16 protein-coding genes and 1 riboswitch are annotated in these 15,576 nt (G+C 61.3%); of the genes, 13 read left to right on the plus strand and 3 right to left on the minus strand.

Annotated features, from left to right (window positions below; genetic code table 11):
• Positions 1 to 30 precede the first annotated feature (30 nt).
• Positions 31 to 678 carry a 3,4-dihydroxy-2-butanone-4-phosphate synthase gene (gene ribB, locus FCL40_RS13035; protein ID WP_136853740.1) on the minus strand — a complete coding sequence of 216 codons (648 nt, stop codon included), beginning with the start codon at positions 676 to 678 and terminating at the stop codon, positions 31 to 33.
• 131 nt (positions 679 to 809) lie between these two features.
• Positions 810 to 952, minus strand: a riboswitch (FMN riboswitch).
• A gap of 136 nt (positions 953 to 1,088) precedes the next feature.
• A complete protein-coding gene (locus FCL40_RS13040) occupies positions 1,089 to 1,844 on the minus strand; it encodes a hypothetical protein (RefSeq protein ID WP_136853741.1) in 756 nt (251 codons plus the stop codon).
• A gap of 192 nt (positions 1,845 to 2,036) precedes the next feature.
• On the opposite strand from FCL40_RS13040, the gene cysB reads away from it, so the two are divergent.
• Positions 2,037 to 3,011, plus strand: coding sequence for an HTH-type transcriptional regulator CysB (cysB, locus tag FCL40_RS13045; protein WP_136853742.1), 975 nt, complete (start codon positions 2,037 to 2,039; stop codon positions 3,009 to 3,011).
• A 95-nt stretch (positions 3,012 to 3,106) separates the two neighbouring features.
• Here the strand turns inward: cysB and queD are convergent, their stop codons facing one another.
• Positions 3,107 to 3,469: a 6-carboxytetrahydropterin synthase QueD gene (queD, locus tag FCL40_RS13050; protein ID WP_136853743.1), complete on the minus strand. Its 363-nt coding sequence runs from the start codon at positions 3,467 to 3,469 to the stop codon at positions 3,107 to 3,109.
• 155 nt (positions 3,470 to 3,624) lie between these two features.
• On the opposite strand from queD, the gene FCL40_RS13055 reads away from it, so the two are divergent.
• From FCL40_RS13055 to FCL40_RS13110, 12 genes are all read left to right on the plus strand, one after another.
• Positions 3,625 to 3,837 (plus strand): hypothetical protein, encoded by a 213-nt coding sequence (locus tag FCL40_RS13055; protein ID WP_136853744.1) that lies wholly within the window; start codon positions 3,625 to 3,627, stop codon positions 3,835 to 3,837.
• 127 nt (positions 3,838 to 3,964) lie between these two features.
• On the plus strand, positions 3,965 to 4,867 hold the full coding sequence (locus tag FCL40_RS13060; RefSeq protein ID WP_136853745.1) for a bifunctional methionine sulfoxide reductase B/A protein: 903 nt from the start codon (positions 3,965 to 3,967) through the stop codon (positions 4,865 to 4,867).
• 45 nt (positions 4,868 to 4,912) lie between these two features.
• The gene (locus FCL40_RS13065; protein ID WP_136853746.1) at positions 4,913 to 5,446 is read left to right on the plus strand and encodes a hypothetical protein; all 534 of its coding nucleotides are present in this window, start codon (positions 4,913 to 4,915) and stop codon (positions 5,444 to 5,446) included.
• Positions 5,446 to 7,104 (plus strand): response regulator, encoded by a 1,659-nt coding sequence (locus tag FCL40_RS13070; RefSeq protein WP_136853747.1) that lies wholly within the window; start codon positions 5,446 to 5,448, stop codon positions 7,102 to 7,104. The genes FCL40_RS13065 and FCL40_RS13070 overlap by 1 nt, the downstream gene beginning before the upstream one ends.
• A gap of 104 nt (positions 7,105 to 7,208) precedes the next feature.
• Positions 7,209 to 7,661: a DUF2780 domain-containing protein gene (locus FCL40_RS13075; protein ID WP_169307119.1), complete on the plus strand. Its 453-nt coding sequence runs from the start codon at positions 7,209 to 7,211 to the stop codon at positions 7,659 to 7,661.
• A 191-nt stretch (positions 7,662 to 7,852) separates the two neighbouring features.
• Positions 7,853 to 9,919: a methyl-accepting chemotaxis protein gene (locus tag FCL40_RS13080; RefSeq protein ID WP_136853749.1), complete on the plus strand. Its 2,067-nt coding sequence runs from the start codon at positions 7,853 to 7,855 to the stop codon at positions 9,917 to 9,919.
• Positions 9,920 to 10,305: 386 nt separating this feature from the next.
• Positions 10,306 to 11,439, plus strand: coding sequence for an SMP-30/gluconolactonase/LRE family protein (locus FCL40_RS13085; RefSeq protein ID WP_169307120.1), 1,134 nt, complete (start codon positions 10,306 to 10,308; stop codon positions 11,437 to 11,439).
• A complete protein-coding gene (locus tag FCL40_RS13090; RefSeq protein WP_169307121.1) occupies positions 11,432 to 11,968 on the plus strand; it encodes a TlpA family protein disulfide reductase in 537 nt (178 codons plus the stop codon). Before FCL40_RS13085 ends, FCL40_RS13090 begins: the two co-directional genes overlap by 8 nt.
• Positions 11,969 to 12,088: 120 nt before the next feature.
• Positions 12,089 to 13,267, plus strand: a complete 1,179-nt coding sequence (locus FCL40_RS13095; RefSeq protein WP_136853752.1) for a sensor histidine kinase — start codon at positions 12,089 to 12,091, stop codon at positions 13,265 to 13,267.
• Entirely contained in the window at positions 13,239 to 14,582 is a 1,344-nt protein-coding gene (locus tag FCL40_RS13100; protein WP_136853753.1) for a sigma-54-dependent transcriptional regulator, read from the plus strand. Before FCL40_RS13095 ends, FCL40_RS13100 begins: the two co-directional genes overlap by 29 nt.
• Positions 14,579 to 15,184: a tetratricopeptide repeat protein gene (locus tag FCL40_RS13105; protein ID WP_136853754.1), complete on the plus strand. Its 606-nt coding sequence runs from the start codon at positions 14,579 to 14,581 to the stop codon at positions 15,182 to 15,184. Before FCL40_RS13100 ends, FCL40_RS13105 begins: the two co-directional genes overlap by 4 nt.
• A complete protein-coding gene (locus FCL40_RS13110) occupies positions 15,181 to 15,468 on the plus strand; it encodes a c-type cytochrome (RefSeq protein WP_136853755.1) in 288 nt (95 codons plus the stop codon). The genes FCL40_RS13105 and FCL40_RS13110 overlap by 4 nt, the downstream gene beginning before the upstream one ends.
• Positions 15,469 to 15,576: the final 108 nt, after the last annotated feature.

Consider the following 15,576-nt stretch of genomic DNA (forward strand, 5'->3'; position numbering starts at 1 on the left):
TTTGTGCCGTAAAGGGCCTCAGCGGCGCTCTCAGGCGCTTCGACGCTCCTGCTGGAGTCGGTATGCCACCAGGTCCTCGATGGTCAGCAGCGGCATCTGACGGGCCTTGGCGAACTCCACCAGGGCGGGCAGGCGCATCATCTCGCCATCGTCATGGTTCAGTTCGCAGATCACCGCCGCCGGTGTCAGTCCCGCCAGCCGGGCCAGATCCACCGAACCCTCGGTGTGACCGCGGCGGGCCAGCACGCCGTCGGGCTGGGCTCGCAGCGGGAACACATGGCCGGGGCAGGCCAGATCTTCGGGTCGCGCTCCCTCGGCCACCGCGGTGCGCACCGTTACCGCCCGGTCCGAGGCGGAGACACCGGTACTCACCCCAATCTTGGCTTCGATGGAGACGGTAAAGGCGGTCTGGTTGCGGCTGTTGTTGTCGGCCACCATCGGCGCCAGCTGCAACTGCTCAATCCGCTCCGGGGCCAGACAGAGGCAGACGATGCCCGAGCCATGGCGGATCAGCAGAGCCATCTGCTCCTTGGTGATGGTTTCGGCGGCGAAGATGACATCGCCCTCATTCTCCCGATCCTCATCATCCACCAGGATGATGCCCTGGCCGAGCTTCAGTGCCTCGATGGCGGCTTCGACCCGGGAGTGGGGAGTGCCGATAAGTAGAGACTGATTCATGGTAGGTCCTTATTAATACTTGAGTTACCAGAATCAGGGCATAGGAATAGGGCGCGGCACAGGGCCACAACCCGGCAGGCGGAGCGATGCAACGCCGTGCGGACGCACTTGCCCCGTCTGGGGCAGAAGACGCCTATCCTCTTTCATCCGGACTGTCACCGTCGGCTCTGGCTTCTCACCAGATCTGCTGACCCTGTCAGGTTGACAGGCGCTCGCGGGCTCACCCTGAGGGTATACCGCCGGTGGGGAGTTTCACCCCGCCCTGAGAATAGTTGCCCGAAGGCAGGGTCATGCTACTCCGGCGGTGGGGCGGCGACAACCGGCGGCGGCGAAATTGGAATGGGGATCCCAATCTGGTGTTCGGGTGGGAACGGCGGCCAAAACAAAGGGGACCGTTTGGTCCCCGCTGCTTACCACTTTTTCTTCGGTTGAAACAGTTCGTCCAGGTCGTCTTTCGGCCTGTTCTTCTTGCTCAGATCCTCTTTCGAGCCCTCAATAGTCTGCAGCAGTTCGTTGGTTTTTGTCTGCATGCGGGCCCGGTAATCGGGACTGGCCAGCACCTGGTTGTTGAGGGCCAGGGTGATCTTGGACAGCAGCATCTTGGCGGAACCGAACTGACGGGCATTGACCAGGTTGCGCGCCCGGTTCAACAGCACCTCGATGTGGATTCGCAGCTGCAGCTTATCGATCTTCAGCTCCTCCTCGGTGAACACTTCGGCTGCCATGCGCCCCTTATTGTGTTCATTGCGCAATACTGGTTTAAGCTTCTTCAGGGTCTGGATCAGCACCAGGGTTTGTTTCTCGTTGCTGGGGAGCTGGAACAGGTCGATGCTCTCCTGGCCGAGCTGGCCCGCCTCCAGCACCGCAAGCTGGCTCTGGGTATGACTGATGCGGGCATCATACTCGCTGCCGCCACCGGCCAGCTGCTTGGACTGGTTCAGGGAGTCGAGAATACGGGTGTTGAGGGTCTGCAGCAGGGCATTGCTCATGGGGATGGTCGCCGCCTGGGAGAGGATCTCTTCGGTCTCCTCGATGATGGCACGCTGACGAGCCAGCTCCTTGCGCCGCTGGGCCTCTTTGGCTTCATGATGTTGATAAACCAGATTGATGGCGATGATCACCAGCAGGGCAATCACGACCATGACGACGACAGCGAAAAATGACATGCTTTAGCAGACAGTTAGAATTTTTGTCAATGCTACACTATTGTCGGTTGATGTGCATCCCGTCTTGGGAAGAGACCCTGTCGGGTTGATGTGTGTCCCGTCCTGGGAGGTCACACTATATTCCGATTGATGTCTAAAAGCCTTTTGGCTATAACTTACAGGAATTAACAGGCTGAGATAGTTGGGAAGCCCATGAAGCTGCAACAGTTGCGCTATATCGTTGAAGTACTCAACAACAACCTCAATGTGTCCGCCACCGCGGAGAGTCTGTATACCTCGCAACCGGGGATCAGCAAGCAGGTGCGGATGCTCGAGGATGAGTTGGGGATCCAGATCTTCGGTCGCAGCGGTAAGCACCTGACCCACGTCACCCCGGCCGGTCAGCAGGTGATCGACATCGCCGCCGAGGTGCTGGGCAAAGTGGAGAGCATCAAGAAGGTGGCCCGGGAGTATACCCAGCCGGATCGCGGTGACCTGGTGATCGCCACCACCCATACCCAGGCGCGCTATGCCCTGCCGGAGGTGATCAAGGGCTTTATCGAGCGCTACCCCCAGGTCAACCTGCATATGCATCAGGGGACTCCGGATCAGATCTGCGAGATGGCGGTGCGCGGTGACGCCGACTTCGCCATCGCCACCGAGGGGATGCACATGTATCACGACCTGCTGATGCTGCCCTGCTACCACTGGAACCGCTCCATCGTCTTCCGCCGTGATCACCCGCTGGCCTCGGCCAGCCGCGTCACCCTGGCAGACGTTGCCCAGTATCCCCTGGTGACCTATGTGTTCGGCTTCAACCGCAGCAGTGCCCTGGAGAAGGCGTTTGATGCCCAGGGGCTGGATCCGCGGGTGGTGTTCTCCGCCACCAGTGCCGATGTGCTCAAGACCTATGTTCGCCTTGGGCTGGGTGTCGGACTGATGGCCACCATGGCCCTGGATGAGATGGAGGACAGCGATCTGGTGGTGGTGGATGCGAGTGACCTGTTCGAGCCCAACACCACCAAGATCGGTTTCAGGAAAGGCAGCTTCCTGCGCAGCTACATGTACGAGTTTATGGAGCGGTTTGCGCCACACCTGACCCGGGAGCGGGTGGAGAAGGCGCAGCTGCTGAGGGATCAGCAACAGGTGGATGAGATGTTCGCCAATGTCGAACTTCCCACGAGGTAATTTCGAGCATTATCCCTGGAACCATTCGGTATGGTCGATGCCTTACTCGTCGGCAGGCCCTAAAAAAAGCAGCCACCTGGCTGCTTTTTTGTGGGTTACTCACCCCGGTATCGGCAACCCGCGGTGCAGGTCTCCTTGATCTCCACCATGGAGAGTTCCGGCAGGGCCGGCTTGAGCTGCTCCCAGACCCAGCGGGCCAACACCTCACTGGTGGGGTTTTCCAAGCCGGGAATCTCGTTCAGGTAGTGGTGATCCAGCCGATCGTAGATGGGCTTGAAGGCCGCTTTCAGATCGGCGAAGTCCATGATCCAGCCGGTATGGGCGTCCACTTGCCCTTGGATGTAGATCCGTACCAGGAAGGAGTGCCCGTGCAGCCTGCCGCACTTGTGACCCTCTGGCACATGAGGCAGCTTGTGGGCGGCCTCAAAGTAGAACTCTTTGTAGATCTCTGTAGACATGATGGACTCCTAATAATGCGGGCGGAAGTTTGGCACGGCGGCGGCGGTGATGCAACCGCTCCAGCCCAGGGCCGCCGGCGGGTGCCCACAGGCTCTGCTTTGGCGTACTATGGTTGAGGGTCAGTGACGACCAACTTAGGAAAAGGAAAACGGTTATGAGACTTGGTATTTTGGGATTGTCAGCCCTGCTGGCGCTGGTGGGGTGCGGTGAGCCGGAGGCCACCTGGGTGCATGACACCAAGGACAACCAGGCCTTCATGGCTGATCGGGACAGCTGCAACCGCCGTACCGATGACAGCCAGGCCAACTTCAAGGAGCGGTTCGCGGTCTGCATGCAGGCGGCGGGCTGGCGTCTCGAGTCCCACTGATCGGAACCGGCTCGGGTAGCCGAAACTCGCCGAACACAGTGTCGCTCGGTCTGTCGGCTGCGGTGACCGCGAGGATCAGGGATGCTTGGATCGACCTGGCCGGGTCGGTTTTCCAAGGGGAGGAGATATGACGAAACGGCCCCTGACACAGGACGAACAACGGGTGCTGCACCACAAGGGCACCGAGGCGCCCTTCAGCGGACGCTTCCTCAGCCATGGCAGCGAGGGCCACTACCTGTGCCGCAACTGCGGCGCCAGGCTCTATCACAGCCGCGGCAAGTTTGAATCCGGCTGTGGCTGGCCCGCCTTCGACGCCCCGGTGCCCGGCGCCGTGGCGGAGCAGACCGATGCCGATGGCCGCCGCACCGAGATCCTCTGCCGCGCCTGCGGCGGCCACCTGGGCCACGTATTCCGGGGAGAGCGCCTGACCCCAGCCAATGAGCGTCATTGCGTCAACTCCCTGAGCCTGGCCTTCGCGCCGGACGCCGAGACTGGACGTGACACCCTGACCCTGGGGGGAGGCTGCTTCTGGTGCATCGAAGCGGTGTTTCGCCGGGTGCGCGGGGTGCACTCGGTTCAGAGCGGTTACGCCGGAGGTGAGACAGACAATCCCAGCTACCCGGCGGTGTGCAGCGGTACCACCGGCCACGCCGAGGTGGTGCGTATCGGCTATGACCCTGCCGAGGTGGACCTGGACTCCCTGCTGGAGCTGTTCTTTGCCGCCCATGATCCCACTACCCTCAACCGCCAGGGGGCCGATGTGGGGACCCAGTACCGCTCCATCATCCTCTGCCGCGACGGCCGGCAGCGTCAGCAGGTCGAGGCCTACCTGGCCCGGTTGAGGGCGTCGGGTCTGTTCACCTCCCCCATAGTCACCGAAGTGGCCGACGACGCCCCCTTCTATCCCGCGGAGGAGGGGCATCAGCAGTATTATGAGCACCACGGTGGTCAGCCCTATTGTCAGATGGTGATATCCCCTAAGGTTGCCTCTATATATCAGCGTTTTGCCGATCGGCTCGAGGAAGAGTAATGGTCTAAGCTTATCCCCAGAGACCACCCCGGCCAGGGAGGCGCCATGCAGGGGACCATTTTCACTGAACGCTTGGACCTGGTGGGCGGCTCACTGCGGCCGCAAAACTCCGAGGCGATGTCGGTGCGGGTCACTTCCGCCAGCGGCGGGGCCTGCCCCCGGGTCGGCGACCATGACCATAGGGCGACGGTGCGGCTGGTGGTGACCCTGAGTAAACCGCTGAACCGACCGGTGCCGGAGCTGCCCTGCAGCTATCGCTATCGTCTGTCTCCCCGGCGGCTGCGGCTCAACCCCAGTATGCTGGGCGAGTGTCTCGATACCTTCGAGCTCCTGCAGAGGGTGGAAAACGCGATCCCTAGCCAGGTTAAGATGAGTCATCCCCACTCCCAGTTGCCCCCCTCCGAGATCTCCCTCGTCGACGACACCCACATGGAGGTGAACTGCAACTCCGATCGGGGCCTGGCCGATGTCGCCCACTGCTGGAATCATTTCCGCCAGGCGGTGACGATCGATGTGGAGGGTCTCGGCGGCGACCGCAAAACCCGGGTGGTGTTTCGTCTGAACAAACGGGGGAGTTGATGGCGGGGATTTGGCAAAAGCGCTATCAGCGTGAGCGCGCGGCCAGGGAGGAAGTGGAAGCGCTGCTGGAGAACAGGAACCTGGAGCTGTATCAGGCCAACCAACGCCTGGAGGCGGTCAATCAGCGGCAGGCCGGTGAGATCCGTCTGCGCCAGAGATTCGATGCCTACCTGCTGGGGGTCAGCCGTGAGCTGCTGGCCTGCAGCGTTGCCGCTCCCTTCGATGCCATTCGAGAGTGCCTGAATCGGCTGGGGCTGCTGCTGGATGCCCAGTGGGTCGGACTGGAATGGGGCCGGGGGCGCATCCTGGGCTGGCCCAGCCTCTACAAGGGGCCCTGGCCCAAGCGCCAGAGTGGCCCCCTGCAACCCGCAGAGGCGATGCTCAGGGAGTGTGGTCTGGGACAGGGGTTCCAGGCGGTGGACACCGGTGTCAGGCTGGTGGTGCTGTTCACCCGGGAGATCCACTGGCAGGAGGCGCAGCAGGGGTTGTTGCGGGACCTGGCGTCGCTGCTTAACGCCTTCTATGACAACTGGCTGGCGTTCAGCCAGCTGAAGCGGGCGGAACAGGAGATCCACAGGATGTCCACCCTGCGTTCCCGCTTCCTGGCCATGGTCACCCACCAGCTGCGCACCCCGATGAACGGCGTGTTGGGGTGTGCCGACCTACTGGCGTCCACCGAGCTGACCCATGAGCAGCGCCAGCTCCTGAGGGTGTTGAGCCAGTCAGGCCACGGCCTGTTGGCACTGCTCAACGATCTGCTGGACTACAACAAGATCGATTCGGATCGGTTCTGCCTCAACGACAAGGCCACCGATCTGCACCAGTTGTGCCGCGATACCCTGGAGATCGTCCGCCCCATGGCCACGGCCAAGGGGCTGGAACTCAGATACCGGATCGATGGTCGGCTGCCGGAGTCGGTGCGACTCGATCCCGGCCGGTACCGGCAGGTGCTCCTCAACCTGCTGGGCAATGCCATCAATCATACCGAGTCCGGGGAGGTGGTGCTCAGCCTCAGAAGCTCCCCTCTGCGGCAGGGGTGCCAGGTAACCACGGCGGTGGTGGACTCCGGGCCGGGGATCAGTGCCGGGTTCATGGGACAGGTGTTCGAACCCTTCTCTCAGCAGCCGGGGGAGGGGCCCGCAACCGGGCTGGGGCTGTCCATCAGTCAGAAGCTGGTGAGGTGTCTGGGGGGAGAACTGCTGGTGGAGAGCCATCTTGGCGAGGGCAGTCGGTTTCACTTCACCCTGGAGCTGGACGGCTGTCAGCCGCTGGGCCATGAACGGGAGCCGGTGACGCCCCAGAAGAGCGGGAATATCCTGGTGGCCGAAGACACCAAGGCCAATCAGCAGGCGGTCAGGTTGATGCTGGAGCGTCAGGGGTGTCGGGTGACCATAGTGGACAATGGCAGGGAAGCGCTGCAGCTGGCGTGTGATCACTCGTTCGACCTGATCCTGATGGACTGCAGCATGCCGGAGATGGATGGCTATTCGGCCACCGAGGCGCTGCGCCGTAAAGGGTGCAGCATGCCCATCCTGGCGCTGACCGCCACCACCACCGCCGAAGCCCACCGCATGTGTCTGGATGCCGGTATGGACGCAGTGCTGCACAAGCCCATCCATCGGGAGGCGTTGATCAACGCACTGAACCAGTGGCTGTGAGCGTCTGGGAAGGCCCGTCGCCGGGCTTGCTACCACTTAATGGGTAGTGATGACCCTTTCCCTGGTCTATGCTTGGTGAACGCCATTACTGCGGAGTTCTCCCTATGCTGAAGCTGTTTGCTCCCCTGCTATCCCTGCTGCTGCTGTGGCCGATGCCGTCACAGGCGATGGAGGATCTGGTTGGTCAGCTGGTGTCGCAACTGGGGGTGACCCAGACTCAGGCCCAGGGCGGCGTCGGCGCACTGCTGGCCAGTGCCCAGCCGCACCTGGCCTCGGAGACCCAGGCTCAGCTTGCCCAGGTGATCCCCGCGATGGAGACCCTGATGGGGCAGGGCGGGCGGTTGTTGGCGGAGTCGGAGGAGGCCAACGGCACCGCCGGCCTACTGGGGACGGTCATGGGTCAGAGTGGTGGGGCGCTGATGGGGTTGAGTGACGCCTTCGCCTCCCTCGGGCTCAGTCCGCAGATGGTGGCCAGCTTCAGCCGGATCCTGCTCGACTATGTCAATCAGCAGGGTGGGCAGGCGCTGAGGCAGCAGCTGGAGAGTGCGCTGTTCTGATTGGTAAAACTCACATAATTTTCCGTGTGATCTGCCTAACATAACCCGGTGACCCCGCGCCTAATTCTTGTTCGGTATCCGCCGAAAACCGGAGAGGCCCCACAACTGGTGAAAATCCCCTTTTCAGATATTGAAACATTGGCTCCCAGTTTATTAGGTTTATCTTAAATAAAAGACGGTTGGAGCCCCCTATGACCCTCACCATTCGCTGGAAACTGGCGATCCTGATTGCCGGTGTGCTCGTAGCCGTCAGCAGCTTCTTCGGCGCGAACCTGCTCTGGATCGAATCCAAGGTGCTGCATCAGCAGCAGGCGCAGATCTCCGAAAGGGTGGAAAACCTGATCCGGGAGAACCTGGCTGGCCAGGTGGAAACCCTGGTGCGCGGGGTCAGCGGAGCCTATCGAAGCACCGAAGAGCAGGCGGTGCGCCAGGCGCTGGCCACCGAGGTGGCTGCGGTCAGGGACTCGGTCGAGAGGATGTACCGCAACAACCTGACCGACGATGAGGCGATGCTGCTCTACACCTTCATCAACGAGTATCGCTGGGGCAACGGCCGCTACCTGTTCGCCTACGATGCCGACACCCTGGCTAACGAGGCCTCCGGCAGCGGTGAGGTGGCGGTGGGCAATTCCCGGGATGCCCAGGATGAGAAGGGCAACTTCTACGCCCGTGATATCGTCCAGGCTGCCCGCGCCGGTGAGATCGGTTTCGCCAGCTACTTCTTCACCAACCCAGATACCGGCAAGGTGGAGGAGAAGCTGTCCGCCTCCTTCTACTTTGAACCCCTGAACCTGGTCATCGGTACCGGTGAATACCTGAGTACCCTGAAGACCTCGGCTCGGGAGTCGGTGCTGGCGTCGGTGGCCCAGGCCCGCTTTGGCCGCCATGGCTACTTCTGGATACAGGACCGCGAGGGACGGGTTCTGAGTCATCCCGACGCTGAGCGGGTCGGTACCGTTACCGAGGCCACCGAAGCGGTGGCGACGGCGCTGCAAGGTGACGCCGAGGCGGTGCTGCGTACCCGGGCGTTGAACCCGGACAGTGGCGTGCCCGAGACACGCATCACCTACGCCCGGACCGTGTTTCCCCGCTGGGACTGGATCATCGTCACCGGCACCTTCGAGCGGGAGGTCACCGACATCGAGAGTGGCCTCGGTGGCGCCATTGCCAAGCTGTTTAATGACGAGGTGGTCAAGAGCATCAGCTACTCGCTGCTACTGCTGCTGCTGACCATGGGGCTATCGGTATTTCTGCTCAACAAGATCATCGCCGAGATGCGCGACCTGCAGGCACGGATCGAAAACCTCTGTACCGGCGATGCCGATCTGACCGCTAGGCTGGAGGTGAAGACCGAAGATGAACTGGGGGCCATCCGTAAGGCGTTCAACCAGTTCGTCGGTAACCTCCAGGGGATGATGCTGCAGGTCAAGCAGACCAGCGACCACATCACCCGATCGGTGGACGAGCTGGACAACCAGACCCAGCGCAACAGCCAGGCCCTGGAGCGTCACGCCCGGGAGACCTCGCTGGCGGCCACCGCCATCACCCAGGTGAACGCCAGCGCCGACACCGTGGCCGGCGGCGCCGCCGACACCTCCGCCATGACCCGCACCGCCACCGGCCAGGCGAGGGAATCCCGGGTGACGGTTCAGCAGGCTTCCGACAGTGTGCGGGCCCTGATCACCGAGATGGAGCAGGCGGCCAAGGGGATCGATTCCATGAACCTGGACACCCAGAAGATCGCGTCGGTGCTGGGGGTCATCGGGGACATCGCCGAACAGACCAACCTGCTGGCGCTCAATGCCGCCATCGAGGCGGCCAGGGCCGGTGAGCAGGGAAGGGGATTTGCCGTGGTGGCGGATGAGGTACGCAACCTGGCCTCCCGCACCCAGGGCAGCACCGCCGAGATCAATCAGATCATCACCCAACTGACCCGCAGTGCCTCCGAGGCGGTGGAGATGGTCCATCATACCCGCAGTAGCTGTACCTTGGTGGCGGAGAACACCGAGCGGGTGACCGCTAGCCTGGAGCAGATGGGCAGCGCCATCGGCGACATCGACCAGCTCAGCGGCCGCATCGACCAGGCGGCCCGCCAGCAGAGTGCCGTCAGCGAAGAGATCAACCAGAATGTCCATGCCCTGCAGGCCATGGCCATGGAGCTCAGTGACAATGGTGAGCAGGTGGCCCTGAGCGCCCGCAGCCTCGCCAGCGCCAATGAGCACCTCAGCGCTCTGGTGGCCCGCTTCAAACTGCAATAGTAACCCTGGAGCCAGGGGCGTCCGGCTGACGCTGGATGCCCCTATTTTCCCTCATCAGGCCGGTGCCCGCCCGGTCTCGCTGTACCCTCCTGTTTTTTGCCTGAATCCTGACCGCCGCCATCCCGGGGATGGCCGAACCTGGCCCTCCTGTTCAGGGAGTGTGATCTGGGGCTCAGGCCAGGGTTCATAAGGCTGATCCAGTCATCATTAAATTAGATTCAAATGCCTAAAAATACGCTTTAATTCAATGGCTATTGAAATCCTGGTTCCGTGAGGCCGGCGACAGTGCTTTCGGGATTCTGGCACGCAGATTGCTATTTACAGGGTCAAGGTATAAAAAACCGGTGCAAACGGCGCATCGGTTCTCAATGTTGGGAAAGCTAAGTATGAAGTCATTACCCTCTCTCATCCTGGCCCTGCTGATGGGTCCCACTCTTGTCGGTTGTGCCTCGCAGATGGTTACCCAAGATGTCGAGGAGTTTGTTTACCCCAAGGCGCCCGATGCCCCCCGCTTCTATTGGCAGAAGATGCTCCTGGGCAGCCAGAGCGTTGAGCATGAGACCGAGGAGAGCCGCATCCAGAGGTTTATCACCGGTACCACGGCAGAAAGCCGCGGACTGAGCAAGCCTTTTGGTATTGCGGTTCATCGGGGACGCATCTTTGTGTCGGATCCGCCGGCGCGGGATGTGCTGATGTTTGATCCTCACCAGTACAGGTTTAAGTCCCTGAGTGCCGATCCCAATGTCACCCTGATGAAACCCTTCGGGCTGGAAGTGGCGGACGATGGCACCCTCTATGTCCTCGACCAGACGCTGAAAGACATCAAAGTGTTCAACCGGGAGGGGAACTGGCTGAGAACCCTGAGTCTCGATGCCCCCCTGGAGATGCCGACCGATTTGGCATTGAGCCCGGATGGTCGCTCAGTTTTCGTCTCGGAAACGGGAAAAGTGGATAACCAGAATCATGTTATCTATCGCTTTGATGCCACCAGCGGAGAGTTGCTGGACACCCTGGGCAGCAGGGGAAAGGGAGAGATGGAGTTCAATTTCCCCAAGGGCATAGACATAGACGAGGACAACAAGCTCTACGTGGTGGACAGCGGTAATTTCCGTGTCCAGGTGATCGATCTCGAGGCGCGTACCCTGGTGCATACCTTTGGTCAAGTAGGGCGAACCTTCGGCTCCTTCTCCCGGCCCAAGGATATTGCGGTGGACGGTGAGGGGCGGATCTATGTGACTGACGCCGCCTTTGGCAATGTTCAGATCTTCAACCAGCAGGGTCAGTTGCTGATGTTTATCGGTGAGCGGGGCGGAGAGCTGCGTCCCGGTGTCTTCATGCTGAACTCGGGCATCGATGTGGACGAGGATGGCCGGATTCTTATGGCAGACCAATTTTTCCGCAAGGTGGATATCTTCCGCCCGGTGGCAGTGGCCGAGGATCAGGGTTTCCTGGGCGAGCGGCTTCCGATCTCCGATGACGAGTACCGGGCACTCAAGCAGAAACTGGACAGTGATGACTAACACCATAAAGGGAGGCGTATTGCTGTCGATGCTGGGACTGCTCTGGTCGTTGTCGCGACCGGCACCGCTGCCGGAGCGGTTGACGCAATCGGCAGGGGAGATCGCCCGGGCCAGTCCGGATCGGGGCGTCATCATCAACTACTGGGCAAGCTGGTGTGGGCCCTGCCGTCAGGAGCTGCCCCTCCTGTCTGAGCGTGCCGACGGGTGGCGTCGACAGCAGGTGGGGGTGTTGGCCGTTAACCTGGATGAGGACGCTCGACTGGCAAACGAGTATCTGTTGGGAGCGTCGCTAAACCTGTCCCTCTCTGCCGCAGCGGCTTCTGAGAGGAGTCTGTGGCTGGCTCAGGGCATTCCTCAGACACTGTTGCTGGATGCCAACGGAGAGATCATCAGGCGTTGGCAGGGGGCCATGACGGAACAGGATCTGCAGCAGTTATCCCAGATGGTAAGCCGCCTGCCGAGCAGGTCCCGGATTCTCGGCTCGGAGGCCGGGACCAATGACGGTATGGATACCTCGAGAACCGAGTAGTCAGAGGTGGTTTTGTTTAGGTTTCAAACCGTAATTTGTGCTTCGGCATCGGCCATGAGCTGGCCACTGTTGGCGGCTGAAGGTCAGACACAACTATCAGGCTCGCTGGAGCTGATCTTAGTGTCGTTGCTGTTTCTCCTGTGGCTGGCCGGGGTTGGGATATTCCGTCAGCGTCAGAGCCGCGAGCTGGGATGGCTGCAACAGTGCAACCTGCCAACCCTGTGTGTCGATGGCCGGGGGGCCGTGGTCGCCAGCAACGGGACTGCCGAGCGTCTGCTGGACCTGACTCAACGCTCCTTGGCCGGAGAGGAGCTGGCCAAGCTGATGGAGCCCCTGGAGAAGGATGAGCCCTGGCCAGCTGAGCAGCTGGTAGCCTGGATATGTGATAGCCCCAACCGCCTTTACCGCAGCAGTCGCTTTCCCGATGCGGTATTTCGCCTGGAGCGAACCGTCGATAGTGGCGGCCTAACCGGGCTTCAGCTTATTGATGAGACCGAGCGGATGAGACTGCTCGAGTCCCAACGCATGTTCTTCCAACTCTCCACCAAGTCCAGATTGATCGCCAGCGCCATGCATGAGATTGGTTCGCCGCTGGCGGCCATCGAGGGTGGACTGGAGTATAGCCAGGTGCTGTTGGCGGATGCGGAGGCGAATTCAGAGGTGGCGGAGGTGTCATCGGTGGTGGTGCGCCTGCTGGAGGAGATCAAGCGGGTGAACCAGATCAAGGTGGATTTCGTCGGGCTGTTTCGTGACGAGGAGGAGGAGATCGAGCTGCATGACCTCAACGCGGTGGTGGAGAGGGCATGCACCCTGATGAACTACGACAAGCGGATGAAGATGGTGGAGGTCCGGCTGGAACTGGACCGTTCCATCTCCGCCTTGGCCTTCAATGAGGGCAAGCTGTTGCAGGTTCTGCTGAATCTGCTGACCAACGCCGCCGATGCCCTGGTGGAGTGTCACTGGCAGGATCGCAGGCGAATTACTGCCGCCACCTGCAACCGGGGTGACACCATTGAACTTGTGATCGAGGACAATGGCATTGGAATGTCCGAGGATGTTCTTAAGAACTCTTTTGATCAGTACTTTACAACAAAGGAGCGGGGCTCATCCGGCGTGGGCAGCGGCAGCGGTCTGGGCTTGATGATCTGCCGCAACCTGGTCCGAGAGATGGGGGGGGATCTGCACATAGAGTCCAGGCTGCACAAGGGGACCCGAGTGGTGCTGAGTCTGAAGTCTGTCAGTATGAATGAGATGAATGGATGGGAACAGGATGAAGTCTCTGACTGTGTTGGTTGTTGATGACGAGGTGGCGATCCGCCAGATCCTGAGTCATGTAATCTCCAAGTTGAAGCACCGGGTGCTGACCGCGGAGAGTGCCGAGGAGGCGTTGCAGGTGATGTCGCACAATGCGGTGGACGTAGTGTTCACCGATGTGCGCATGGCAGGGATGACTGGCATCGAGATGATCGAGGTCGCCAAGAGCCGTGGCTGGAAACCCTATTTCGTGGTGATGACCTCTTTTGCTTCGGTGTCGACCGCCATCGAGTCGATGAAGATGGGGGCTTTCGACTACCTGATGAAACCCCTCAAGCGGGAGGATGTGGAGCACCGCCTGAAGCTGATCACCGACATGATCGGCCTTAGGCGGGAGAACAAGGCGCTGCGCCAGGTCGCCATGCTCAGTTCCGGTTCGGCGCTGCCCTCCCAGTCTGAAGCCATGCTGACTGTCGACAGGATGATCGACAAGGTGGCGGTCAAGGAGTGCACCGTCATGATCAATGGTGAGAGTGGCACCGGCAAGGGCGTTGTGGCCAAAATGTTGCACCGGGGCAGCCCGCGGTCCGGCGGGGCCTTCATCCCGGTCAACTGTGCAGCCATACCGGAAAACCTGCTGGAGAGCGAGCTGTTTGGTCATGTTAAAGGGGCTTTTACCGGCGCGACCTCTGCCAAGATGGGGTTGTTTGAAACAGCCTCAGGGGGAACCCTGTTTCTCGATGAAGTCGGTGAACTGCCCTTGGCATTGCAGGCGAAGCTGCTCCATGTCCTGGAGGAGAAGATGGTGCGTCCGGTGGGGGGGGAGAAGCTGCGACCTGTGGATGTACGCATCATCGCCGCGACCAATCGCAACCTGCAGCAGATGGTGGCCGAGGGGCTGTTTCGAGAGGATCTCTACTTCCGCCTGAATGTCTTCAACATCACTCTGCCCCCCCTGAGAGAGCGCGGCGAGGACATCCTGCCGCTGTTTCGCCATTTTCTGGAGTCGGAATCGCGCAAGCAGGGGGTGAAGCTGGCGCCGGTGGTGGACTCCGAGGTTCAGCAGCTGCTGCAGAGATACCGCTTCCCCGGCAACATCCGAGAGTTGGAGAACATCGCCGAGCGAGCGCTGGTGATGGCCGATGACAACCTGGTCAGGGTCGAGGACCTGCCTCAGCAGCTGTGTGTCACCCGGGCGAGGAGTGAAGGGGATCTGACCCTTAGGGAGCAGTTGAAGCGGTTCGAGGAGAAGGTGATTCGTTCCACCCTGTCCGATACCGATGGCGATCGCCGCGAGGCGGCCAAGAGGTTGGGCATAGGTTTATCCAGCCTCTATAGAAAGTTGGAGGAGTATCAGTGAGTAAATTCATCGTTGCCGGAATCCTGGCCAGCCTGCTGCTGGCTCCGGCCCGGGCTGAAGAGCGTGCCGATCAGCTGGCGCAAGCTCGGCAAAGCTATGCCCAGGGTGACCTGATTGGGGCCATCGGCGGTCTGGAACGGGCGGCGGAGTCGGGGAGTGCGGAGGCCAGGGGCTTTCTCGCCTATATCCTCTTTCAGAGCGGCCAGGTGGCACCGGCGCTCGTCATGTATCGGCAAGCGGCGGACGCCGGAGACGGCTTCGCCCTGGTTCGGCTCGCCGAACTGAAGTTGACCGGACGAGGGGTGGACGCGGATCCCGCAGGGGCGCTGGAGATGCTGCAACAGGCGCTGGACAAGGGTCGGGTTGAGGCCGGGGTGATCCTGGCCGGGGTGTATGAGTCGGGCCTGCCGGGCACCGAGCCCAACCCTTCACTGGCGCTGGCCTACTACCAACAGGCCGCGGAGTCCGGTGATCAGGACGCCATCGGTCGGCTGATCCGGGTGTATGCCCAAGGCGGACTGGGTGAACAGGCCGATCAGACCAAGTTGGCTTACTGGCAGGCGGCCATGCAACGCCTGAGTGATGAGGAGCTGGCTCAATGAAGCGTGACATTCTGTTGATCGCCCTGCTGCTGGCGGCGCCCGCTACCCTCGCCGGGGGCGAGGAGGATTATCAACGTCTGTGTGCCCAGTGCCATGGCGCAGATGGCGAACCGCGGATGCCCGGTGCCGCCAATTTTAACCGGCAGGAGGGGCTTCGTGTGTCTACCCTGGCGCTGCAGGAGCGCATCCGCAGAGGCAATAGGGGCTGTCCCCCCTTTGCCGGCCAACTGGATGATGAGCGGATACTGACTCTGATTCAGGCCCTGCGCCGAATGGGGCGCTAACTTACCCCTTGCCTGGGCGTCTCTCCAGACGCCCGTTTCCCACTTCTGAGAATCCCTTTCCCACCCCTGAGATGCTGATGCTTTTTCCGCCAGTCAGGGCGTGATCTT

The sequence above is a fragment of the Ferrimonas sediminicola genome, from assembly GCF_005116715.1.
Taxonomy (GTDB): domain Bacteria; phylum Pseudomonadota; class Gammaproteobacteria; order Enterobacterales; family Shewanellaceae; genus Ferrimonas; species Ferrimonas sediminicola.

Coding starts and splice junctions, on each gene's coding strand:
- ribB (WP_136853740.1), bottom strand. CDS start 678: ATGAATCAGTCTCTACTTATCGGCACTCCCCACTCCCGGGTCGAAGCC.
- FCL40_RS13040 (WP_136853741.1), bottom strand. CDS start 1,844: ATGTCATTTTTCGCTGTCGTCGTCATGGTCGTGATTGCCCTGCTGGTG.
- cysB (WP_136853742.1), top strand. CDS start 2,037: ATGAAGCTGCAACAGTTGCGCTATATCGTTGAAGTACTCAACAACAAC.
- queD (WP_136853743.1), bottom strand. CDS start 3,469: ATGTCTACAGAGATCTACAAAGAGTTCTACTTTGAGGCCGCCCACAAG.
- FCL40_RS13055 (WP_136853744.1), top strand. CDS start 3,625: ATGAGACTTGGTATTTTGGGATTGTCAGCCCTGCTGGCGCTGGTGGGG.
- FCL40_RS13060 (WP_136853745.1), top strand. CDS start 3,965: ATGACGAAACGGCCCCTGACACAGGACGAACAACGGGTGCTGCACCAC.
- FCL40_RS13065 (WP_136853746.1), top strand. CDS start 4,913: ATGCAGGGGACCATTTTCACTGAACGCTTGGACCTGGTGGGCGGCTCA.
- FCL40_RS13070 (WP_136853747.1), top strand. CDS start 5,446: ATGGCGGGGATTTGGCAAAAGCGCTATCAGCGTGAGCGCGCGGCCAGG.
- FCL40_RS13075 (WP_169307119.1), top strand. CDS start 7,209: ATGCTGAAGCTGTTTGCTCCCCTGCTATCCCTGCTGCTGCTGTGGCCG.
- FCL40_RS13080 (WP_136853749.1), top strand. CDS start 7,853: ATGACCCTCACCATTCGCTGGAAACTGGCGATCCTGATTGCCGGTGTG.
- FCL40_RS13085 (WP_169307120.1), top strand. CDS start 10,306: ATGAAGTCATTACCCTCTCTCATCCTGGCCCTGCTGATGGGTCCCACT.
- FCL40_RS13090 (WP_169307121.1), top strand. CDS start 11,432: ATGACTAACACCATAAAGGGAGGCGTATTGCTGTCGATGCTGGGACTG.
- FCL40_RS13100 (WP_136853753.1), top strand. CDS start 13,239: ATGAAGTCTCTGACTGTGTTGGTTGTTGATGACGAGGTGGCGATCCGC.
- FCL40_RS13110 (WP_136853755.1), top strand. CDS start 15,181: ATGAAGCGTGACATTCTGTTGATCGCCCTGCTGCTGGCGGCGCCCGCT.